A 22,089-nucleotide genomic window follows, 5' to 3' on the forward strand; every position below is an offset into this window, starting at 1 on the left:
CCGGCGGCGGTGGCCGGGCAGGCGGTCACCGCCGCTCCTCGTACGGGAGCCGAGCCTATGAGCTGAGCGTTCGCGCCCGTAATGCAGCGATGTTGCGCATGGCCGACGGATCGTTGCGCATTTGGGTCACCGGCGGGGAAACACTGCGCCCACCTGCACGAATCAAGACATTGGGGCCACGGCAGGAAACGGCCAGGGGCGTTGCCGTCGGCGGCCCTTCGGCGTCACGCTGCACTGCCATGGAGCTCGATGTGCTGTACGGGACCGACGTCACCGCGACCCCGTGGCTGGACCCCGCGCCCTTCCTGCGCGGCGTCGCCTGGTGGGACGGCGGGCGCGCGGTGCGGGCCGACCCGGCCGACACGGCGCGGCTGCCGTGGGACACCGCGCAGCGGGCCGCGCTGCCGGTCGGCGTGCGCCTGGAGTTCGCCTCTGCGGGCGCGGACGCGGTGGAGGTCCGCTACCGGACGGCCCCGCAGGGGCGCCCGCGGGACTCCGCGCTCCCCCACCTGTTCGCGCTCTGGTCGCCCGCGGGCCTCGTGGGCGAGTTCACCGCGGCCCCGGCCGCCGAGCGCGCGGTCACCGTGCCGCTGCCGCCCGCGCCCGGCCCGTACACGCTCTACCTGCCCGAATCCCAGGCGCCCGCGGTGCTGGGCCTGCGCGGCAGGGGCGGCGCACTGGCCCCCGGCCCGGCGCGGCCCCGCTGGCTGGTGCACGGCGACTCGATCACCGAGGGCTGGTGGTCCACCAGGCCCGCGCACGCCTGGCCGGCCGCGGCGGGCCGCGCGCTCGGCCTGGACGCGGTCAACCTCGGCTACGCGGGCGCGGCGCGCGGCGAACTGCCCACGGCCGAACAGCTCGCCGCGCTGCCCGCCGACCGGATCACCCTGGCCTTCGGCACCAACTGCTGGTCGCGCACCCCGCACTCGGCGCCGCTGCTGTACGAAGTGGTCAGGGCGTACGTGGCGCTGATCCGCACCGGCCACCCCGGCACCCCGCTCCAGCTCCTCTCCCCCGTGCTGCGCCCCGAGGCCGAGGACGTCCCGAACGTCCTGGGCGCCACCCTGGGCGAGCTGCGCGCCGCGATGGAGCGCGCGGTGCGCGACCTGGTCGCGGCGGGCGACGGGGCGCTGTCGCTGGTGCCGGGCGCGGGGATCCTGGGCCCCGGGCACCTGGCGGACGGCCTGCACCCCACGGACGCGGGCCACGCGCGCATCGCGGCGGCCATCGCACGGGCATGGCGAAGCGCCCCGCTGCCGGAGCGGCGGGGCGCTTGACGTCACGCGTGTGCGGACTAGCTCCAGCTGGCGTGCAGCGGCTTGCCCTCGGCGTACCCCGCGGCGGACTGGATGCCGACCACGGCCCGCTCCTCGAACTCCGCGAGCGAGTCGGCGCCCGCGTAGGTGCAGGAGGACCGCACGCCCGCGATGATCGAGTCGATCAGGTCCTCGACGCCGGGCCGGGCCGGGTCCAGGAACATCCGCGACGTGGAGATGCCCTCCTCGAACAGCGCCTTGCGGGCGCGGTCGTACGAGGACTCCTCGCTGGTGCGGTTCTTCACGGCGCGCGCGGACGCCATGCCGAAGGACTCCTTGTACAGGCGCCCGTTGGCGTCGGCCTGGAGGTCGCCGGGGGACTCGTACGTCCCGGCGAACCAGGAGCCGATCATCACGTTGGACGCGCCCGCGGCCAGCGCCATGGCGACGTCGCGGGGGTGCCGGACACCGCCGTCGGCCCAGACGTGCTTGCCGTACTTCTTCGCCTCGGCGGCGCACTCCAGGACGGCCGAGAACTGCGGGCGGCCGACGCCGGTCATCATGCGGGTGGTGCACATGGCGCCGGGGCCCACGCCGACCTTGATGATGTCGGCGCCCGCCTCGATCAGGTCCTTGACGCCCTCGGCGGCGACGATGTTGCCCGCGACGATCGGGACCCGCGGGTCGAGCGCCCGCACCTTCCTGATCGCCTCGATCATCGACTCCTGGTGGCCGTGCGCGGTGTCGATGACGAGGGTGTCCACGCCCGCGTCGAGCAGCTGCTGGGCCTTGCCCGCGACGTCGCCGTTGATGCCGACGGCGGCCGCGATCCGCAGCTTGCCCCCGGCGTCGACGGCCGGGGAGTACAGCGTGGCGCGCAGCGCGCCCTTGCGGGTGAGGATGCCGGCGAGCTTGCCTTCGGCGTCCACGGCCGGGGCGTAGCGGCGGTTGGCCGCGTCGAGCTTGTTGAACGCCTCGCGCGGGTCGATGTCCGCGTCGAGCAGCAGCAGGTCCTTGGCCATGACCTCGGAGAGCTGCGTGAAGCGGTCCACGCCGGTCAGGTCCGCGTCGGTGACGACGCCGATCGGCCTGCCGTCCTCGTCCACGACGACGCCCGCGTCGTGCGCGCGCTTGGGCAGCAGCGACAGCGCGTCGGCGACGGTCTGCGTGGGGGCCAGCACGATGGGGGTGTCCAGCACGTGGTGCCGGGTCTTGACCCAGGAGATGACGTCGGTGACGACCTCGATCGGGATGTCCTGGGGGATGACGACGATGCCGCCGCGCCTGGCCACGGTCTCGGCCATGCGCCGCCCCGCGATCGCGGTCATGTTCGCCACGACGAGGGGAATGGTGGTGCCGGTGCCGTCGGGGGACGAGAGGTCCACGGCCTGGCGGGAGCCGACCGCGGAGCGGCTCGGCACCATGAACACGTCGTCGTACGTCAGGTCGTACGGCGGCTTCAGGTCATTGAGGAAACGCACGTGCTGTACATCCCAGTCGTTCGGAGTGGCCCCTAGGCATTTCAGCCAGGGGAAAAAGCACGTAGCTCATTCTCCCATGTTTGTACGATTACCTGCCCCCGGACGATCCTCCAGGTCCGGACGAATCACCCTGGTCCGATCCTCCAAGTCGAGGGCGGAAGGGGCCCGGCTGCGCCACGATGAACCCGTGGATCCGCTCAGCGCACAGCGCGTACAACAAGCACGGGTCGAGACGGCCAGGATGGCCGCGGCAGGGGTCGGCGCGGTGGCGCTGACCTGGGTGGACAACGCGGGCATCACCCGCGTGAAGGCCGTGCCCGCCGCGCGGCTCCCGCAGACCGCGCTCAGGGGCGTCGGCATGTCGCCGGTCTTCGACGTCTTCCTGGTGGACGACTCGATCACCGACAGCCCGCACATCGGCGGCCCCGACGGGGACCTGCGGCTCGTGCCCGACCTGGACCGGCTGACGCCGCTGGCCGGGCAGCCGGGCTGGGCCTGGGCCCCGGCGGACCGCTTCCGGCAGGACGGCGCGCCGCACCCCGCGTGCCAGCGGCAGTTCGCGGCCACGATGGCGCGGCGGGCCGCCGAACAGGGCATCGAGCTGCGGATGGGCTTCGAGACGGAGTGGATCGTCGGCGGTCCTGGGGCGGCGCCCGCGCGGGAGCCGGGCCCCGCGTACGGCATGGCGCGGGTCGCCGAGCACTCCGCGTACCTCTCCGACGTGCTGAACTCGCTGGTGGCGCAGGGCGTCGAGGTGCTGCAACTGCATCCGGAGTACGCCCCGGGGCAGTTCGAGGTGTCCGTCGCGCCGTCGGACCCGGTGGGCGCGGCCGACCTGGCGGTGCTGGTGCGGGAGACGGTCCGCGCGGTCTCGGTGCGCCACGGGCTCACCGCGTGGTTCGGCCCCGCGGTGACGGCGGGCGCGGTGGGCAACGGCGGCCACCTCCACCTCAGCCTCTGGCAGGACGGCCGGAACCTGTGCCGGGCGGGCGGGGGGCCGTTCGCGATGACGGGCCGCTGCGAGTCGTTCCTGGCCGGGGTGCTGGACGAGCTGCCCGCGCTGCTCGCGGTCGGGGCGCCGTCGCCCGCGAGCTACCTGCGCCTGGAGCCGTCCCGCTGGGCGGGGGCGTTCCGCTGCTGGGGCCTGGAGAACCGCGAGGCGGCGCTGCGGTTCGTCACGGGCGCGCCTGACGACCCGGACGCGGCGAACGCCGAGGTGAAGTGCTTCGACGCGGCGGCCAACCCGTACCTGGTCACGGGGGCGGTGATCGCGGCGGGGCTGGCCGGGCTCGCGGCGGGCCTGAAGCTGCCCGAGCCGGTGGCGGGCGACCCGGCGCGGCGGGCGGACGCGGAGCGCCTGCCGACCTCGCTGCCCGCGGCGCTGGCGCACTTCACCGGCTCGTCGGTGCTGCGCGAGGCGCTGGGCGATCCGCTGTTCGAGGCGGTCGCGGCGGTGCGGGCGGCGGAGGCTGAGCTGTTCGCGGACCGTACGCCGCAGGAGATCGCGGACGCGACGCGGGGGCGGTACTAGGTGCGGCCCCCGCGTCTGGTGGACCACCACTGCCACGGGACGGTGGCGGGCGAGCAGGACCGCGCCGGGTTCGAGTCGTACCTCACCGAGTCGGACCGCCCTCCGGCGCCCGGCACCACGTTCTTCGACACGCAGCTGGGCTTCGCGGTACGCCGCTGGTGCCCGCCCCTGCTGGGGCTGCCCGCGCACTGCCCGCCCGACGAGTACCTGGCCCGCCGCCGCGAACTGGGTCCCGGGGAGGCGGCGCGCCGCCTGCTGACGGGCAGCGGGATCGACACGTTCCTGGTGGACACGGGGCTGCCGGGGGTGCTCCCCGGGACGGGCACGGTCCACGAGATCGTCCGCCTCGAGCACCTGGCCGAGGACGTGGCGGCGGGCGTGGCGGCGGGTTCGGCGGGCGCCGGGGCGTACGTGGAAGCGGTGACCGAGGCCGTCGAACGGTCCTCGGCGGTGGGCTTCAAGTCGGTGGTCGCCTACCGCCACGGGCTGGCGCTGCCGCCGGACCCGCCGGGCGCGAAGGAGGTCCGTGCGGCGGCGGCCGCGTGGCTTGCGGGCCCGGTGCGCCGACTCACCGACCCGGTGCTCATCCGCCACCTGCTGTGGACGGCGGCGGGCACGGGCCTGCCGCTCCAGCTGCACACCGGGTTCGGCGATCCCGACCTGCGGCTCCAGGACTGCGACCCGCTGCTCCTGACGGACTTCGTCCGGGCGGTGGAGCCCACCGGCTGCCCGCTGGTGCTGCTGCACGGGTACCCGTACCACCGGCAGTCGGGCTATCTGGCCCAGGTGTACCCGCACGTCCACGCCGACATGGGCCTGTCCCTGTCGCACACGGGGGCGCGGGCGGAGGCGGTGCTGGCGGAGATGCTGGAGCTGACCCCGTTCGGCAAGCTCCTGTTCTCCACGGACGCGTACGGCCTCCCGGAGCTGTACGCGGTGGGCGCGGCGCTGTTCCGCGAGGCGCTGGGGTCCTTGCTGGGGCGCTGGACGGAGAGCGGGGCGTGGTCGCAGGAGGACGCGGGGCGGGTGGCGGAGCTGGTCGCCTTCGGCAACGCGGAGCGGGTGTACGGCCTGGGCCCGGGATGACTTCGGGGGATGCGGGTTCCGCTGCGCGGGGCCGGTCCCCTACCCGCCCCTTCCCGAAACCCTGCCGGGGGCGTCAAAAGATTGCGCGGTTCCCCGCGCCCCTTTTAGGGGCGCGGGGAACTGCGCGAGAGTGGGGCACACGCGCAACGTATCCACTGCAGCCCGCCGCAGGCGAAAAGCCCCGCCCCCGCGCGAAGCGCTACTCCCCGTCCGGGTCCGCCCGGTCGAGCGCGGGCCGGGGCCGCTCCCCCGCGGCGGAGATCAGGTGATCCGCCACCGCGGTGTCCGTCACCAGGCTCGTCACGAGCCCCGACCTGAGCACCGCGTCGATCGCCGCCGCCTTCCGCAGCCCGCCCGCGATGGCCACGACCTCCGGAATCCGCCGCAGCCGGTCCGCCTCGACCGTGATGCACCGCTCCCCGAGGTCCCGCCCGACGCGCCGCCCCTCGCTGTCGAAGAGGTGCGCGGACATCTCCGCCGCGACCCCGAGCGAGGCGTAGTGCGCCCGCTCCTCGTCCGACAGCATGTCGTGCACCGTCGAGATCCCCGGCTCCCACGAGCCGATGGACACCGCGGCGACGGTGACCTTGTCGAAGTACTCGAAGGCCCGCGCGATCCCGGTCTGGTTCCGCAGCGCGGCCGCCGTCGCCGGATCGGGCAGCAGCATCGGCGCGTAGATCGGGTGCGCCTCGCCCCCGGACACCTGCGCGGCCCGCCGTACCGCCTCCACCGACCCGCGCTCGGCGGTCCCGGCGTCGTACACCCCCGTCAGCTGGACGACCGTGCAGGGCGGCAGCCGGTCGAGCGCGGCGGCCATGTGGATGGTGGACCGGCCCCAGGCCAGGCCCAGCACGTCGCCCTCCGTCACCAGCTCGCCGAGCAGGTCCGCCGCGACCTCGCCGAGGTTCTCCGGGTCGGGCCCGTCCTCCGCGGCCTCGCTGGACTCGGGCGACTCGACGACGACCGCGTGCCGCAGCCCGTAGCGGGCGCGCAGCGCGTCGGACCGCTCCGCGTCCAGCTCGGACGGCACCCGGATCTCGATCCGCACGAGGTCGCGCTCCAGCGCGGTCTCCAGGACCCGCGCGACCTTGAAGCGGCTGACCCCGAACTCCTCCGCGATCTGGATCTTGGACTTGCCCTCCAGGTAGAAGCGCCGGGCCATGGCCGCCGCCTGCACCAGCTCCGCGGGTCCCATCCGCAGGGCTGACCGTCCCGCCGACATTGCAGACACCGCGATCTCCTCACTTCTGTTCACACTCTGGATTCGCTGTTCATCCTGTCAGATCCAGCGCCCCTTGATCAGGCCCGAAGGCCACGTTCACTTTCCCGTGGCTCAGTGGCCACATGCCCAGGGCGCGGCGGCCACGGTCGCCTCCGCCTTGGCCCGCAGCGAGCGCACCGCCTGGGCCGGGTCGGCCGCGCCGTACACCGCGGAACCCGCCACGAAGACGTCCGCGCCCGCCTCGGCGCACCGCTCGATGGTCGCGTCGGAGACCCCGCCGTCGACCTGGAGCCACAGCTCCAGACCGTGCTTGGAGATCAGCTCACGGGTGCGGCGGATCTTGGGCAGCATGATGTCCAGGAACGCCTGGCCGCCGAAGCCCGGCTCGACGGTCATGATCAGCAGCATGTCCAGCTCGGGCAGCAGGTCCTCGAAGGGCTCGATGGGCGTGGCCGGCTTCAGCGCCATCGAGGCGCGCGCGCCCTTCGCCCTGATCTCGCGGGCGAGCCGGACCGGCGCGGCGGCGGCCTCGACGTGGAAGGTGACGGATCCGGCCCCCGCCTCGACGTACTGGGGTGCCCAGCGATCGGGGTCCTCGATCATCAGGTGGCAGTCCAGCGGGGTGTCCGTCGCCCTGCTGAGGGATTCCACGATCGGCACGCCGAGCGTCAGGTTCGGGACGAAGTGGTTGTCCATCACATCGACATGGAGCCAGTCCGCGCCCTCGACGGCCTGCGCCTCTTCGGCGAGGCGGGCGAAATCGGCGGACAGGATGCTGGGGTTGATCTGGGCCATGTGCCAAGCCTGCCATGCCTTCCGGCACTTCCACGCCCGGGTACGGCTCCGGTACGTACCAATCCTGGACGACGGGCCCCGCCGAGGGCTCCCGGGATCAGCACAGTCCGTGCAATCCTGACGATTCGGCGCAGGAAACCGGCCAGTGGGGGCGTCATGCCGGACGCACGGCAACCGGAACCTCGGCACACGAACGCGCGGCTCCCGGCCGCGGGCCGCGCGCGGCCGCCGCACCACCGGCGGGGCGCGGCCGGACTGGTCTGCGGGCCGCGTACGAAGTGGCTGGTCGTCGCGGTCTGGCTGCTGCTGATCCTCGCCGCGGCCCCGCTCGCCCAGAAGCTGGGCGACGCCCAGGACAACGACTCCGCATCCTGGCTGCCCAGCAGCGCCGAGTCGACCCGGGTCCTCAAGGAGTCCGAGGAGTTCAGGCCCGAGGCGATCCCCGCCGTCGTGGTGTACGCACGGGAGGGCGGCCTCACCGCGCGCGACCGGGCCGCGGTCGCCGAGGACGTCGCCGCGCTCAAGGAGCTGCGCGCGCACGGCGTGCGGGGCCCGGAGGTCCGCGGCCCGGTCCTCGACGACGCCCGCGCGCCCGAGGCGGCCCAGGTCTTCGTGCCGATCACGATGGACGCAAAGGGCTGGGAGCGGATCGCGCCCGCGGTCGACTCGATCAGGGACGTGACCGGCAGGGGCGGGGACGGCCTCGCGGTGCACATCACGGGCCCAGGCGGCGTCTCGGCGGACTTCTCCGAGGCGTTCGAGGGCATCGACTCGACGCTGCTGTTCTCGGCGCTCGCCGTGGTGGTGGTCGCGCTGCTCGTCACGTACCGCAGCCCGTCCCTGCTCCTGGTGCCCGTGCTGACCGTGATCGGCGCGCTCTTCGCCGCCCAGGCGCTGATCTACCTGCTCGCCACGCACGCCGACCTGACCGTCAACGGCCAGAGCGCGGGCATCCTCACGGTCCTGGTCTTCGGGGCGGGCACGGACTACGCGCTGCTGCTGGTCGCCCGCTACAAGGAGGAGCTGCGCCGCCACGAGGACCGGCACGAGGCGATGGCCCTGGCCCTGCACCGCGCGGGCCCCGCCGTCCTGGCGAGCGGCGCGACCGTCACGTTCAGCATGCTCGTGCTGCTCGCGGCGGACATGAACTCCACGCGCGGGCTCGGCCCCGTCGCGGCGATCGGCGTGCTGGTCGCGGTCCTGGCGATGCTGTCCCTGTTCCCCGCGCTGCTGGTGATCTGCGGCCGCTGGATCTTCTGGCCCGTGCACCCCGACCACGGCTCGGACGAGCCCACCGCGCGGGGCTTCTGGGCGCGTACGGGCCGCCGCATCGACCGCCGTCCGCGCGCGGTCTGGGTGGTGACCGCGCTGGCGCTCGCGGCGTGCGCGGCGGGCCTGGTGCAGCTGCGCGCGGAGGGCATCGCCAACGCCGACTCGTTCACGAACAGGCCGGACTCGATCGTCGGCCAGGAGGTCCAGGCCAGGCACTTCCCTGCGGGCAGCGGCGATCCGCTGGTCGTCCTCGCGGACGCGGGGCGGGCCGGGCAGATCCGCGAGGCCGTCGCGCGGACGGAGGGCGTGGTGCCCGGCTCGCTCGGCGTGCCGCAGGGCACCAGGGCCGAGCACGAGGGGCGCGTGCTGTTCGAGGCGACGCCGGCCGACCGCTCCGACAGCACGGCGGCGAAGGAGACGGTGGAGCGGGTGCGGGACGCGGTGCACGCGGTCCCCGGCGCGGACGCCCGGGTCGGCGGCGGCTCCGCGATCCTGCTCGACATGGACGCGGCGACCCGGCACGACAACGTACTGGTCATTCCGCTGGTCCTGCTGGTGGTGCTGCTCGTGCTGACCGTCCTGCTGCGGGCCCTGGTCGCCCCGCTGCTGCTGATCGCGACGGTGGTGCTGTCGTTCGCGGCGGCGCTCGGTCTGAGCGCGCTCGCCTTCCGGCACCTCTTCGACTACGCGGGAGAGTCGACGGACTTCCCGCTCTTCGTCTTCGTCTTCCTGGTCGCGCTGGGCATCGACTACAACATCTTCCTCTCCACGCGCATCCGCGAGGAGGCCGCCCGGCAGGGCACCAAGGAGGGCGTCGTGACGGGCCTGGCGGCGACGGGAGCGGTCATCACCTCGGCCGGGCTCGTCCTGGCGGGCACCTTCGCGGTGCTCGGCACGCTGCCCATGGTGGCGTTCGCCGAGATCGGCTTCGCGGTGGCGCTGGGCGTGCTCCTGGACACCTTCGTGGTCCGCTCGGTGCTGGTCACGTCGCTGTTCCTGGACACGGGCCCGCGGGTCTGGTGGCCGCACGCGCTGGCCCGCGAGGACCCGGCGCACGGGGCCGCGCCGCACGGGGCCGCGCCGCACGGGGCCGCGCCGGACGGGGCCACGCCGGACGGGGCGCCCCTGGAGCCGCGGCCCGACCGGCCGTGACGCGCCTCATCCGGCCCGCCAGCCCGCCCCCCGGCCCCTGAGGTCACTGGGCCGAACGCCGCGCAGCCGCTTGAACGCCACGCTCAGCGCGAAGGCGTTGGCGTAGCCCACCTTCCGCGCGACGGCGTCCACCGTGTGGTCGCTCTCCCGCAGCAGGTCCGCCGCCAGGGCGATCCGCCAGCCCGCGAGGTACGCCATCGGAGGCTCGCCCACCAGCGCGGTGAACCGCCGGGCCAGCGCCGCCCTGGAGACGCCCACGGCGCCCGCCAGGTCCGCCACCGTCCACGGCCTGGCGGGGGCCGCGTGCAGCAGCCTCAGCGCGTCCCCCACGACCGGGGCGTCCAGCGCGCGCCCCCAGGCCGGGGCACCGGCGTCCGGCGCGTCGAACCAGCCGCGCAGCGCGGTGACCAGCATCAGGTCGAGCATCCGGTCCAGCACCAGCTGCTGCCCAGGCCGGTCCCCCGCGACCTCGTCGGCCAGGGCCGCCGCCGAGGGCCCCGCGCCGTCGTCGGCCCGCACGACCAGCACCGGGGGCAGGGCCCGCAGCAGCCGTTCGCTGAGCTCGCCCCTGCGCTCGAAGGCCCCGCTGACCAGCACGGGAGCCACCTCGTCCGGTGTTCCACAGGTGCGGGCCCGCCCGTTCGCGCGTACGGCGGGTTCGACGCCCTCCGCCCCCGGGCAGTAGTCGGCACGCGTCACCACGAGCGAGGGCACGGTCGCGGGGTCGTCGGCGACGGTGTACGGGACGTCGCCGCGCACGACGGCGATGTCTCCGGCGCCGATGGACACCGGATCCCCCTGGTCGGGGACGATCCAGGCCCGGCCGTGCAGCATCGTGGCCAGGGTCAGCGGGGCGCCGCTGGCCATCCGCAGCGCCCAGGGCGGTCGCACGACCGCACGCCGGAAGACGGCGCCCCGCGCCCGTACCTCCGCCAACAGTTCCGACACGGCGTCCATGCCCCGAGCGTAGACGCACAGACATCGAGCGGAGCTTGTGAGCCATGGATCGTCTCGCCACCGGTCGATTGACTGGAGCCATGAGCGAACCACTGACCACGAGCGAACAGCCGACCACAACCGGACAGTCGGCCACCACCGAACAGTCGGCCACGACCGAAGGACCGGTCCTGGTCACCGGGGCGACCGGCAAGTCCGGCCGCCGCGTCGTCGAGCGCCTGCGGGCCCGCGGGCTGCCCGTCCGCGCGGCGGCCCGCGGCGGCGAGCACCTCTTCGACTGGACCGACCCCGCCACCTGGGACACCGCGCTGGAGGGCGCGCGGGCCGTGTACGTCGTGCAGCTGGACGGCACGAGGCTGGTGCGCCCGTTCGTCGCGCGGGCGGTGCGCCACGGGGTGCGCCGGATCGTGCTGGCCTCGGGGCGCGGCATCGACGATCCCCGGTACGCCAAGGACAGCGGCGGGATCCTGGAGGGCATCCGCGACAGCGAGGCGGCGGTGCGCGAGAGCGGCCTGGAGTGGACGATCAGCAGGCCCGGCTGGTTCGCGCAGAACTTCAGCGAGGGCTTCTTCGCCGACGCCGTCCGCGCGGGCGAGCTGCGGCTGCCCGCGGGCGAGGGGGCCGCCAGCTTCGTGGACGCCGACGACATCGCCGAGGTGGTCGCCGCCGCGCTCACCGAGGACGGACACGCGGGGCAGGTGTACGAACTGTCGGGGCCCGAGGCCCTCACGCTGGCCGACGCGGCCGCCACGATCTCCGCGGCCGCGGGCCGGGAGGTGCGCTACGTGCCGGTCTCCTTCGACGCGTACGTCGCCGACCTCGTCCGCCAGGGACTGCCGCCCGCCGATGCCCAGGCCTTCGCCGACGTCCTGGAACCCCTGCGGAAGGGCACGGACGCGTACGTCTCCGACGGCGTGCCGCGCGCCCTCGGCCGCCCGCCGCGCACCTTCGCCGAATTCGCCGGATCGACCGCGGCGGCGGGCGGCTGGCACACCTGACCGTGCACCTTCAAACAATCCGGGTGGCCGCCGAATGCCGCCCCACGCGGTTCCTATAGCATGATCCGCCACACGGTGACCGCCCACACCACCTGTACGTCACCCAAATAAAGCGTTACTCACTTGACCCATCTCTCACAAAGCGGCCAAGCAATTGATATCTAGAGCATCGCGGGTGTTTTCGCGCGTGAATTCCCACATGGCATCCGGCGCGTGGTGCCAACCACGGGTGATGCTGTGGACCACCGCGGCCGTGGTGACTCTCGGATTCCTCGTCGTCCTGGAGGTCGTCGCCCGGCACTACGGCGTGCCGGGGCCGATCACTAGCCAGGCGCGCGAGGTGGTCTTCGCCCCGCAGTACGGGCCGCTGCTGTACGCCAGCCTGGCGCTGACCATGGTGGTGCTCACCTGGCGCGAGCGGCTCCTGGCGGCCGGCGCCGCGATCGGCATCGACCTCGTGCTGACCCTGGTGCGGTGGGCGGCCGGGGCCGAGACGAACTACGGCAGCGGCGCGCTGTGGGTGATCCTGGGCCTCGCGGTGCTCGCCGTCACCCGCCGCACCGGCGACGAGCGGACCCTGCTGCTCAAGGGCGTGGCGCTGGGCCTGCTGCTGCTGGCCGGGCGCAGGACGGGCGACACCTGGCTGGTCATCACCTCCAAGACCCGGCCCGACGTGCTCGACCCGTACCTGGTCACCGCCGACCACGCGCTCGGCAACCCGTCGTGGCTGGTGGGCAGGCTCGTCGAGGCCACGGGATCGGTCGGCCACCACGTCCTGGACTTCGTCTACGTCAAGCTCGCCGTCGCGGCCGTCGTCGTCGCCGCGTACCAGCTGCGCAACGTGGCGGCCGAGCGCCGCTTCCCGCGCCACCACCTGGTGCGCACCTTCCTGCTGGTCGGCCTGGTCGGCCCGTCCATCTACATGATCTTCCCGGTGGTCGGCCCGATCTTCGCGTACGGCGCCGACGGCGGGCAGTGGGCGGCGGCCGACGTGTGGCCCGACGCCCTGCCCTCGGTCGGCGTGCCGGGACCGATGCCGTTCGACGAGATCACCCCGCGCAACTGCATGCCCAGCCTGCACACCGCGTGGGCCCTGGTGATCTTCGTCCACTGCCTCAGGGGCCCCCGGATCCTGAAGGCGGCGGGCGCGGTGTGGCTGGTCGCCACCCTCGCCGCGACGCTGGGCTTCGGCTACCACTACGGCGTGGACCTGGTCGCGGGCGTGGTGTTCGCGCTCACGATCGAGGGCGCGCTGCGGGCGCACGACCAGCGCTGGGACCGCGCGGGAATCCTGCTGGTGACCCACGGCGTCGTGGTCTTCGCCGCGCTCCTGGTGGCGTACCGCTACCTCGCGACCCAGATGGCCGACCTTCCCTGGGCATTCGGACCGCTGCTCATCGCGGCGATGTCCTCGGTGGTATACCACTACGCGCGGACCACCAGGGCGTGGGACCGCCTGCCCGAACCGCGGCGGCAGCCGACGGGAAAGCCGCAGCCGCAGCCCGAGCCCGCCTGAGCCGGAAAAGCGCAAAAGGAAGCGGGGCCGCGGAATTCCGCGGCCCCGCTTCCTTTTGCGCTCCTATTGCGCGGTCACCCGCTCACGCCGTGCGGCGCAGCAGCGCCAGGTACATCGCGTCCGTGCCGTGCAAATGCGGCCACAGCTGTACGTCGGGTCCTTCGCCGAGCCCCGCGACGCCCGGCATCAGCGGGCGCGCGTCGATCAGCTCGGCGCCGCCCACCCGCTTGAGCACGTCGTCCACGACCACGCGCGTCTCCGCGAGGTGCGGCGAGCAGGTCGCGTACCCCACGACGCCGCCGACCCGCACCGCGCGCAGCGCCTCCGTCAGCAGCCCGCGCTGGAGCGGCCCGAAGCCCTCCAGGTCCTCGGGGCGCCGCCGCCACCGCGCCTCGGGCCGCCGCCGCAGCGCGCCCAGCCCGGAGCAGGGCACGTCCATCAGGACCCGGTCGAAGGAGCCCTCGCGCCACGGCGGGCGCGTCCCGTCCGCGGCGATCACCTGGTACGGGCCCGGGTTCCCGGCCAGCGCCTTGGCGACCAGGCCCGCGCGGTGCGGCTGCTTCTCGGAGGCGAGCAGCGCCGCGCCCCGCCGCGCGGCCAGCGCGCCGAGCAGCGCGGCCTTGCCGCCGGGGCCCGCGCAGCCGTCGAGCCAGCGCTCGTCGCGGCCCTCCAGCGGGGCGTTCGCGAGCGCGATCGCGACGAGCTGGCTGCCCTCGTCCTGGACGCCCGCCCGGCCCTCGGCGACCGGCGCGAGCGCGCCGGGCTCGCCGCCCTCGGCCATCCGCACGGCGTAGGGGGACCAGCGGCCCGGCAGTCCGGACTCCTCGCCCAGCGCGTCGAGCAGCTCGTCGGTGGTGGCGCGCCCCGGCCGGGCGACCAGCGTCACCTCGGGGCGCTCGTTGTCGGCCTCCAGCAGGTCCTCGATGCCCGCGCGCCCGCCGCCGAGCGCGTCCCAGAGCGCCGAGACGACCCAGCGGGGGTGCGAGTGGACCACCGAGAGGTGGTCCTCGGGGTCCTCGTCGTAGGGCGGAGCGACCTTTTCCAGCCAGCCGTCGAGGTCGTCGGCCGCGATCTTCCGCAGCACGGCGTTGACGAACTTGGCGCGCCCGTCGCCGAGCACCACCCGCGCCAGCTCCACGCTCGCGGAGACCGCCGCGTGGCTGGGGATCCGCGTGCCGAGCAGCTGGTGCGCGCCGAGCGAGAGGACGTCGAGCACCGGCGGGTCGACCTCGCGCAGCGGGCGGTCGACGCAGGCGGCGATGACCGCGTCGTACGTGCCCTGGCGGCGCAGCGTCCCGTACACGAGTTCGGTGGCGAGGGCCGCGTCCCGCCCGTCGAAATCGCCCTTCTCCCTCGCCTTCTTCAACAGCGGCGGCAGCACCAGGTTGGCGTAGGCGTCGCGCTCGTCGACGGCCCGCAGCGCCTCGAAGGCGAGGATCCGGACGGGGTCCTTCTTGGGGCGTCGGTAGGGCTTGCCGGGACGGCGACGGGACTGCTCGCTCAAAAGGTGCTCCGCTGCGAAAAAAGAGGGACGAACCCCCTCAGCGTACGCCGGGCCGGGCCCCGCATCCTCCCGCGGGGCCCGCCCCCGACGCGTTACGCCCCGATCCGCTCCCCGGGAGCGATGCGCACGCCGCGCGCCCAGTCGGCCGCCTTCATCGGCTTCTTGCCCTGCGGCTGGACCCAGAGCAGTTCGACGGCGTACGAGCCGGTGCCCACGTACACGTTGTTCTTGCCGGCGACGAGCGCGCCGGGCGCGAGGTCCGTGCGCTCCGGCACGGGCACCGCCTGGATCAGCTTCAGCCGCTCGCCGCGGAAGACCGTCCACGCGCCGGGCGCGGGCGTGCAGCCGCGCACCACGCGGTCGACGCGGAGCGCGGGCGCCGCCCAGTCGACCAGCGCGTCCTCGACCGTGATCTTCGGCGCGAGGGAGATCCCGTCGGCGGGCTGCGGCACCGCCTTCAGCGTGCCGTCCTCGATGCCGTCCATGGTCGCCGCGAGCAGCCCGGCGCCCGCGAAGGCGAGCCGGGTCAGCAGGTCCCCGCTGGTGTCGGTGGCGCGGACGTCCTCGGTGACGACGCCGTACACGGGCCCGGAGTCGAGCCCCTCCTCGATGAGGAAGGTGGACGCGCCGGTCACCTCGTCCCCGGCCATGATCGAGTGCTGCACGGGCGCGGCGCCGCGCCACGCGGGCAGCAGCGAGAAGTGCAGGTTGACCCAGCCGTTGGCGGGGATGTCGAGCGCCACGCGGGGCAGCAGCGCGCCGTAGGCCACCACGGGGCAGCAGTCGGGCGCGATCTCCCGCAGCCGGGCCAGGAACTCCTCGTCGCGCGGCCTGGCGGGCTTGAGCACCTCGATCCCGGCCTCTTCGGCGCGCTCGGCGACGGGGCTCGCGACCAGTCGGCGGCCGCGCCCCGCGGGGGCGTCGGGCCTGGTCACGACGGCGGCGACCTCGTGCCGCCCCGAGGCGATCAGGGCGTCCAGGGCGGGTACGGCTACCTCGGGGGTGCCTGCGAAGACGAGCTTCATCCGGTGGCCTCTCGGGCGGGGGAAGTGCGAGAACAGCGCACCAGTCTATGGCCCGGCGCGGCGCTCGCCACGGGGGGCGTACGCTCCCGCGTGCGCCCTGTGCGCCTATGCACACGCCCCCGGGCATATGCGCATACGCCGTCTGGGCGTGACCACTTCCCCCGGTAGAGCGTTGGTCAAGAGAGATTGACCGAAACGGGCCGCCCCGAGCGGCCCGATCCGTTTCCACGCCGGTTCGAGAGGCTTGTTCATGGCCGACCACGCAACCCACGACGCCCAAGCGCGGGCCAGTCTGCACCTGTTGGTGCGGGACATCGAGCGGGTCCGGCGGCAGGTGGACGCGCTGCGCACCCTCACCGCGCAGCTCGGCAATGTCTACCGTCCCCGCCGTTCCAGCCCGTCCACGGGCTTCGTCGTGTACGGGCGCGCCCCCGCCCCGACAGTCCGTCTCGCGCAGGAACTGCGGGACAGCGTCGAGACCCTGGTGACAGCCGCGGTCGACTTCGACCGCTCCCTGGGCTTCTCGTGGGACGCGGTGGGTTCCGCGCTCGGAGTCACCAAGCAGGCGGTCCACCGCCGCTACGGGGCGCGCCGCGCCGCCCAGTCCTCGGTCGGCACGGCCGACCAGGACCGCGCTCCCGAGACGACCCCCGCGCCCAGGTCCCCGCTGCCGACGATGGCCCCGGGCCTGCCGTCGGTCCCCGCCGCACGCTCCATGCCGCCGCAGCCGACGGCGGCGGCACAGTCGCTGCGCGAGGACCAGATCCGCCCGAGCACCTTCCCCGCCCCACGCAACGGCTGACGCCCCCCGAAGGCTGACGCCCACCCCAGTGCCCCGCCGCACCCCATGCGCCGGGGCACTTCCATGCTCACCGGCACCCCGAAGGAGGCGCGGGGCCGTACCGCACGGACGCGAGCACAGGCGCGCCCCGCCAGGAGCCCGGGACCGTACCCAATACGCGGCTCCACCGCGCGGACGCAAGCACAGGCGCACCCCGTCAGGGGCGCGGGGCTGTACCCGATATGCGGCTCCGCCGCGCGGGCGCGAGCACAAGTGCGCCCCGTCAGGGGCGCGGGGAACTGCGCGAGAGTGGGGCACACGCGCAACGTACCCACGAACCCCCGGCGGGCCCGCCACAGGCGAAACGGCGCCCCGGGGCCCGGGACCCCCAAGAAGCACGCCCGCCCCGCCGCAGGCGAACCGGCGCCCCCGGGCAATGCCCCCCGCAAGGCATCCTCACCCGATGTCCACCGGGTCCACCCGGACCCGCACCGGCTCCACCCCGCTCCGCGCCATCCGCGCGGCCCGCGCCTCCTTGAGCGCCCGAGCCAACGCCCCCCCGCTCCCCGGCGGCACCCGAACCAGCGCCCGCTCCCAACGCTCCCCCGCAGGCGCCTCGCCCCCCCTCCGCGCACGGCCCTGCGCACGGCCCGGCCCGCCGTCCCACCCCGCCATCGGCACCGGCCCCAACACCTCCGCGTCCCGCGGCAACTCGGCCGCCGCGAGGAACTCCGCCACCGCGTCGGGCCGCCCCGCGACCGACGCCATCCGCGACACGGGCGGAAAGCGCAGCTCCGCCCGGTCCGCGAGCTCGCGCTGCGCGTGCCCGACCGGGTCCCAGCGCACCAGCGCCTGCACGGGCCGCAGCGTCGGCTCGGCGACGATCGCCACGACACCGCCGTCCTCCTGCCCCCGCACCAGCGAGGCCGCGGAGATCCAGCGCCGCAGCGCCTCCTCGCCCGCGCGCAGGTCGGGGCGGCCGAGCATGGCCCAGCCGTCGAGGAGCAGCGCCGCGGCGTAGCCGCCGTCGGCGACGGGCTCCGCGCCCGGCGTGCTCACCACCAGCGCGGGCGCACCGGGCACCCGGTCCAGGACCTGCTCGTCCCGCCCCGACGTGCGCACCGGCACGTCGGGGAACGCCCGCCCCAGCTCCTCCGCGGTCCGCCGCGCGCCCACGACCTGGGCGCGCAGCCCGAAGCCCCCGCACTCCGCGCAGTGCCAGGACGGTTCGGCGATCCCGCACCACGCGCACACCAGGTCCCGCTGGTCGGGCGCCTCCAGCGGCCCCGCGCAGTGCCGGCACCGCGCGGGCGCCCGGCACCGCGTGCACGCCAGTCGGGGCACGTACCCCCGGCGCGGCACCTGCACCAGTACGGGCCCGTGCTTCAGTCCGTCGCGCACCACGCCCCAGGCGAGGCTCGGCAGCCGCGCGGCCCTGGCCGCCTCGTCGCGCGCCAGGTCGCCGTCGCCCACGGTCCGCACCAGCGGGGCGGACCTGCGGACCTGCTCGCGGTCGGCGGCGAGCGGCCTGGCCCAGCCGCTCGCCACGAGCTGCGCCGCCTCGACCGTCGTACTCGTGCCGCCGAGCAGGAAGCCGCAGCCGCTCTGCACGGCGCGCAGTTCCAGCACTTCGCGCACGTGCGGGAAGGGGGCGTGGTCGTCGCTCAGGCTCGCGTCCCCGTCGTCCCACACGACGACGAGCCCGAGGTCGGTGACCGGCGCGAACATCGCGGCCCTGGTGCCGACGACGGCCCGCACGGAGCCGCGCCGCACGGCCAGCCACTGGCGGTACCGCTTCTCGGGCCCCGAGTCGGCGGTGAGCACGGCGTGGTGCCCCTCGCCCAGCAGTTCCTTGAGCGCGGCGTCGACCCGTGCGACGCCCCGCCCGTCGGGCACGACCACGAGCGCGCCGCGCCCCGAGGCGAGCGTCGCGCCCACGGCTCGGGCGATCTCCTGGGCCCAGTGCGGCCCGGGGAGCGCCGTCCACACGGCGCGCGGCCCCCGCCCGGCCGCGAGCGCCCGCAGGAAGTCGGGTCCCCGTCCGTACCGCTCCCAGGTCCCGGGCTCCGGCGCCGGGGGCGGCGGCAGCGGGTCGGGCGAAGGCCGTCCCTCGGCCCGTCCGTTGCGCGGCGGCACGGCGAGCTGGAGCACGTCGGCGAGGCTTCCCGCGTACCGGTCGGCGACGGCCCGCGCCAGGGCCAGCAGTTCCGCGCTGAGGACGGGCTCGGGCGACACGACGTCGGCGAGCGCGGCCAGCGGGCCCACGTAGTCCGACTCGGCGAGCCGCTCCACGACGAACCCGTCGATCATCCCGCCGCCCTCGCGCCGCCCCTCCCGGACGTTGCGCGACCCGGCCCCGAACCGCACGCGCACCCGCACGCCCGGCTGGGCGGCGGCGTCCAGTTCCTCGGTGACGGCGTAGTCGAAGTACTGGTCGAGGTGGAGCACTCCCTTGTTCACCACGACCCGGGCGACGGGCAGTTCCCCGGCGAGCGGCGCCCCCCGCCAGGTCTTCGGCCTGGCGCGCGGCGCCTTGGCCTTGCGCACGGTCTCCCGGATGAGCGCGAGCTGTTCGGGCGGCGCACCCGCCGCGGCCTGGGGTTCGTCGTTCTCGCTGCTCACAGCAGCATTCCTACCAGAGCCCACCGACAACGCGGCGGGCCGTGGGCGGCGCCGGGGCCCGGGGCCGGTGCGCGACGAGGCCCGGCGCCCCCGTTCGGGGGTGCCGGGCCTCGTCGTCGGTGCTCGGGGGCCTTACAGGCCCGCCGCCGCGCGCAGTGCGTCCACGCGGTCGGTGCGCTCCCAGGTGAAGTCGGGGAGTTCGCGGCCGAAGTGGCCGTACGCGGCGGTCTGGGCGTAGATCGGGCGCAGCAGGTCCAGGTCGCGGATGATGGCGGCCGGGCGGAGGTCGAAGACCTCGGCGATGGCGTGCTCGATCCTGTCGGTGTCGACGGTGTTGGTGCCGAAGGTCTCGACGAACAGGCCGACGGGCTCGGCCTTGCCGATCGCGTAGGCGACCTGGACCTCGCAGCGGGCGGCGAGGCCGGCCGCGACGACGTTCTTGGCGACCCAGCGCATCGCGTACGCGGCCGAACGGTCCACCTTCGAGGGGTCCTTGCCCGAGAAGGCGCCGCCGCCGTGCCGGGCCATGCCGCCGTACGTATCGATGATGATCTTCCGGCCGGTCAGACCCGCGTCACCCATCGGACCGCCGATCTCGAAGCGGCCCGTAGGGTTCACCAGCAGCCGGTACCCCTCGGTGTCCAGCTTGATCCCGTCGTCGACGAGGGCCTTGAGGACGTGCTCGACGACGAACTCGCGGATGTCGGGAGCGAGCAGCGACTCCAGGTCGATGTCGCTCGCGTGCTGCGAGGAGACGACGACGGTGTCGAGGCGGACGGCCTTGTCGCCGTCGTACTCGATGGTGACCTGGGTCTTGCCGTCGGGGCGCAGGTAGGGGATGGTGCCGTTCTTGCGGACCTCGGTGAGGCGGCGCGAGAGCCGGTGCGCGAGGTGGATGGGCAGCGGCATCAGCTCGGGGGTCTCGTCCGACGCGTAGCCGAACATCAGGCCCTGGTCGCCCGCGCCCTGCTTGTCCAGCTCGTCCTCGTCGCCCTCGACGCGCTTCTCGTACGCCGTGTCGACGCCCTGCGCGATGTCCGGGGACTGCGCGCCGATGGACACCGAGACGCCGCAGGAGGCGCCGTCGAAGCCCTTCTTCGAGGAGTCGTAACCGATCTCCAGGATCTTCTCGCGCACCAGCTGCGCGATCGGCGCGTACGCCTTGGTGGTGACCTCGCCCGCGACGTGCACGAGACCCGTGGTGATCAGGGTCTCCACAGCGACGCGCGACGTGGGGTCCTCGCGGAGGAGTGCATCGAGAATGGTGTCGCTGATCTGGTCAGCGATCTTGTCCGGGTGTCCCTCGGTGACGGACTCCGAGGTGAAGAGACGGCGCGACACTTCGCTCCCTGGGGTTGCAGCGGCTGCTGGCTGATCATTGACGGACCGGTCCGGGGGCTGCGCCCGGCTCCGTTCCACGGTCCAGCTTATCGGGCGCTTCCGACTACTGGGGCACTGGCATGCGATCGGAATACGCCCCGTGACCTGCGTCACCACCGTAAGTGGTACGAACATCACCCTGCGCTGTGGACCATTTCACCTGTTTCGACCTGTTTTGCGACCGCTGTCGAGGCGGACCCCGATTACGCCGCTCCCGGGCCGAGGCGCGGCACGACGAGGTCCCAGACCGTGTCCGCCAGTGCCTCCTTGGGGCCGAAGGGAATGGAGGTTTCACCGCCGTCCGACGCCAGGACCACGGCTTCGTTGCCCTCGGAGCCGAAGGTCTTGCGCTCGCCGACCTCGTTGACCACCAGGAGGTCGCAGCCCTTGCGGCGGAGCTTGTCGCGGCCGTTGGCGAGCACGTCGTCGGTCTCGGCGGCGAAGCCGACGACCACCTGCCCCGGGCGGACGCGCTCCGCGGAAATCTCCGCGAGAATGTCTGGATTACGGACCAGCGGAACGGTCGGGGCGCCCTCGTCGCCCTTCTTCTTGATCTTCCCGGTGGCGTACGTCTCGGGGCGGAAGTCCGCCACGGCCGCCGCCATCACCACCGCGTCCGCGTCCGCCGCGGCCTTCAGCACGGCCTCGCGGAGCTGGAGGGCCGTGCCGACGTGGACGACGTCCACGCCCGCCGGGTCGGGGAAGCCGGTGTTGGCCTCGACGAGCGTGACCCGGGCGCCCCGGGCCGCGGCGGTGCGGGCCAGGGCGTACCCCTGCTTGCCCGAGGAGCGGTTGCCCAGGTAGCGGACGGGGTCCAGGGGCTCGCGGGTGCCGCCCGCGCTGATGACGAGGTGCCGCCCGGCCAGGTCGGGCGCCGCGGCGCCGCGCGCCAGGACGCGCCGGCAGACCTCGAAGATCTCGCCGGGGTCGGGCAGCCTGCCCTTGCCGGTGTCGACGCCGGTGAGGCGGCCCACGGCGGGCTCGACGACGACCGCGCCCCTGCGGCGCAGCGTGGCGACGTTCTCCTGGGTGGCGGGGTGCTCCCACATCTCGGTGTGCATGGCGGGCGCGAAGACCACGGGGCAGCGGGCGGTCAGGAGGGTGTTCGTGAGGAGGTCGTCGGCGAGCCCGTGCGCGGCCTTGGCCAGCATGTCGGCGGTGGCGGGGGCGACGACGACCAGGTCGGCGCCCTGCCCGATGCGCACGTGCGGCACCTGGTGGACGTCGTCCCAGACCTCGGTGGAGACGGGGTTGCCCGAGAGGGCCGACCAGGTCGCGGCGCCGACGAAGTGCAGCGACGAGGCGGTCGGCACGACCCGTACGTCGTGGCCCGACTCGGTGAACCGGCGCAGCAGCTCGCACGCCTTGTAGGCGGCGATGCCTCCGCTGACCCCCAGGACTACCTTCGGCTTCTCGGCCACTGCCACTGCCTCCCCGATCTCGGTTCCGTACGCCTCCATCACACACCACGGGCCCGGCGGATGCTCCGCCGGGCCCGTGGGGACAAATGA

16 protein-coding genes are annotated in these 22,089 nt (G+C 74.4%); 7 read left to right on the forward strand and 9 right to left on the reverse strand.

What is annotated here, in order from left to right; all coding sequences use genetic code 11:
* The first annotated feature begins 239 nt into the window (after nucleotides 1-239).
* The gene (locus tag ACIBNE_RS26235) at nucleotides 240-1,277 is read left to right on the forward strand and encodes a GDSL-type esterase/lipase family protein (RefSeq protein WP_399275591.1); all 1,038 of its coding nucleotides are present in this window, start codon (nucleotides 240-242) and stop codon (nucleotides 1,275-1,277) included.
* A gap of 17 nt (nucleotides 1,278-1,294) precedes the next feature.
* On the opposite strand, the gene ACIBNE_RS26240 is transcribed toward ACIBNE_RS26235, so the two are convergent.
* Nucleotides 1,295-2,737, reverse strand: coding sequence for a GuaB1 family IMP dehydrogenase-related protein (locus tag ACIBNE_RS26240; protein ID WP_399275593.1), 1,443 nt, complete (start codon nucleotides 2,735-2,737; stop codon nucleotides 1,295-1,297).
* 241 nt (nucleotides 2,738-2,978) lie between these two features.
* Here ACIBNE_RS26240 and ACIBNE_RS26245 point away from each other — a divergent pair, with 241 nt between their 5' ends.
* Nucleotides 2,979-4,268 (forward strand): glutamine synthetase, encoded by a 1,290-nt coding sequence (locus tag ACIBNE_RS26245; RefSeq protein WP_399276290.1) that lies wholly within the window; start codon nucleotides 2,979-2,981, stop codon nucleotides 4,266-4,268.
* Nucleotides 4,269-5,354 (forward strand): amidohydrolase family protein, encoded by a 1,086-nt coding sequence (locus tag ACIBNE_RS26250; RefSeq protein WP_399275595.1) that lies wholly within the window; start codon nucleotides 4,269-4,271, stop codon nucleotides 5,352-5,354.
* Nucleotides 5,355-5,553: 199 nt separating this feature from the next.
* Here ACIBNE_RS26250 and ACIBNE_RS26255 read toward each other — a convergent pair whose 3' ends face one another.
* Together ACIBNE_RS26255 and rpe are read right to left on the reverse strand one after the other, a co-directional pair.
* Nucleotides 5,554-6,609 carry a sugar-binding transcriptional regulator gene (locus tag ACIBNE_RS26255; protein ID WP_399275597.1) on the reverse strand — a complete coding sequence of 352 codons (1,056 nt, stop codon included), beginning with the start codon at nucleotides 6,607-6,609 and terminating at the stop codon, nucleotides 5,554-5,556.
* A 78-nt stretch (nucleotides 6,610-6,687) separates the two neighbouring features.
* Nucleotides 6,688-7,371, reverse strand: a complete 684-nt coding sequence (gene rpe / locus ACIBNE_RS26260; protein WP_399275599.1) for a ribulose-phosphate 3-epimerase — start codon at nucleotides 7,369-7,371, stop codon at nucleotides 6,688-6,690.
* Between the two features lie 156 nt (nucleotides 7,372-7,527).
* Between rpe and ACIBNE_RS26265 the strand changes: the two genes are divergently transcribed.
* Entirely contained in the window at nucleotides 7,528-9,795 is a 2,268-nt protein-coding gene (locus ACIBNE_RS26265) for an MMPL family transporter (protein ID WP_399275601.1), read from the forward strand.
* Between the two features lie 6 nt (nucleotides 9,796-9,801).
* Here ACIBNE_RS26265 and ACIBNE_RS26270 read toward each other — a convergent pair whose 3' ends face one another.
* On the reverse strand, nucleotides 9,802-10,752 hold the full coding sequence (locus ACIBNE_RS26270; protein ID WP_399275603.1) for an AraC family transcriptional regulator: 951 nt from the start codon (nucleotides 10,750-10,752) through the stop codon (nucleotides 9,802-9,804).
* Nucleotides 10,753-10,832: 80 nt separating this feature from the next.
* Between ACIBNE_RS26270 and ACIBNE_RS26275 the strand changes: the two genes are divergently transcribed.
* Both ACIBNE_RS26275 and ACIBNE_RS26280 read left to right on the forward strand, forming a co-directional pair.
* Nucleotides 10,833-11,750 (forward strand): NAD(P)H-binding protein, encoded by a 918-nt coding sequence (locus ACIBNE_RS26275; protein ID WP_399275605.1) that lies wholly within the window; start codon nucleotides 10,833-10,835, stop codon nucleotides 11,748-11,750.
* Between the two features lie 232 nt (nucleotides 11,751-11,982).
* A complete protein-coding gene (locus ACIBNE_RS26280) occupies nucleotides 11,983-13,266 on the forward strand; it encodes a phosphatase PAP2 family protein (RefSeq protein WP_399275608.1) in 1,284 nt (427 codons plus the stop codon).
* Nucleotides 13,267-13,348: 82 nt separating this feature from the next.
* Here the strand turns inward: ACIBNE_RS26280 and ACIBNE_RS26285 are convergent, their stop codons facing one another.
* Both ACIBNE_RS26285 and fmt read right to left on the reverse strand, forming a co-directional pair.
* The gene (locus tag ACIBNE_RS26285) at nucleotides 13,349-14,770 is read right to left on the reverse strand and encodes an RsmB/NOP family class I SAM-dependent RNA methyltransferase (protein ID WP_399275610.1); all 1,422 of its coding nucleotides are present in this window, start codon (nucleotides 14,768-14,770) and stop codon (nucleotides 13,349-13,351) included.
* A gap of 92 nt (nucleotides 14,771-14,862) precedes the next feature.
* A complete protein-coding gene (fmt, locus tag ACIBNE_RS26290) occupies nucleotides 14,863-15,795 on the reverse strand; it encodes a methionyl-tRNA formyltransferase (RefSeq protein ID WP_399275612.1) in 933 nt (310 codons plus the stop codon).
* 250 nt (nucleotides 15,796-16,045) lie between these two features.
* Here fmt and ACIBNE_RS26295 point away from each other — a divergent pair, with 250 nt between their 5' ends.
* Complete coding sequence (locus ACIBNE_RS26295) at nucleotides 16,046-16,597, forward strand: hypothetical protein (RefSeq protein WP_399275614.1); 552 nt, start codon at nucleotides 16,046-16,048, stop codon at nucleotides 16,595-16,597.
* A gap of 435 nt (nucleotides 16,598-17,032) precedes the next feature.
* Here ACIBNE_RS26295 and ACIBNE_RS26300 read toward each other — a convergent pair whose 3' ends face one another.
* The 3 genes from ACIBNE_RS26300 to coaBC form a co-directional block, all read right to left on the reverse strand.
* On the reverse strand, nucleotides 17,033-19,198 hold the full coding sequence (locus ACIBNE_RS26300; protein ID WP_399275616.1) for a primosomal protein N': 2,166 nt from the start codon (nucleotides 19,196-19,198) through the stop codon (nucleotides 17,033-17,035).
* A 132-nt stretch (nucleotides 19,199-19,330) separates the two neighbouring features.
* On the reverse strand, nucleotides 19,331-20,539 hold the full coding sequence (gene metK / locus ACIBNE_RS26305) for a methionine adenosyltransferase (RefSeq protein WP_399275618.1): 1,209 nt from the start codon (nucleotides 20,537-20,539) through the stop codon (nucleotides 19,331-19,333).
* 242 nt (nucleotides 20,540-20,781) lie between these two features.
* A complete protein-coding gene (gene coaBC / locus ACIBNE_RS26310) occupies nucleotides 20,782-22,038 on the reverse strand; it encodes a bifunctional phosphopantothenoylcysteine decarboxylase/phosphopantothenate--cysteine ligase CoaBC (RefSeq protein WP_399275620.1) in 1,257 nt (418 codons plus the stop codon).
* Nucleotides 22,039-22,089 lie beyond the last annotated feature (51 nt).

Source organism: Streptomyces sp. NPDC050504 (assembly GCF_044458065.1).
In the GTDB taxonomy this organism is placed as follows: domain Bacteria; phylum Actinomycetota; class Actinomycetes; order Streptomycetales; family Streptomycetaceae; genus Streptomyces.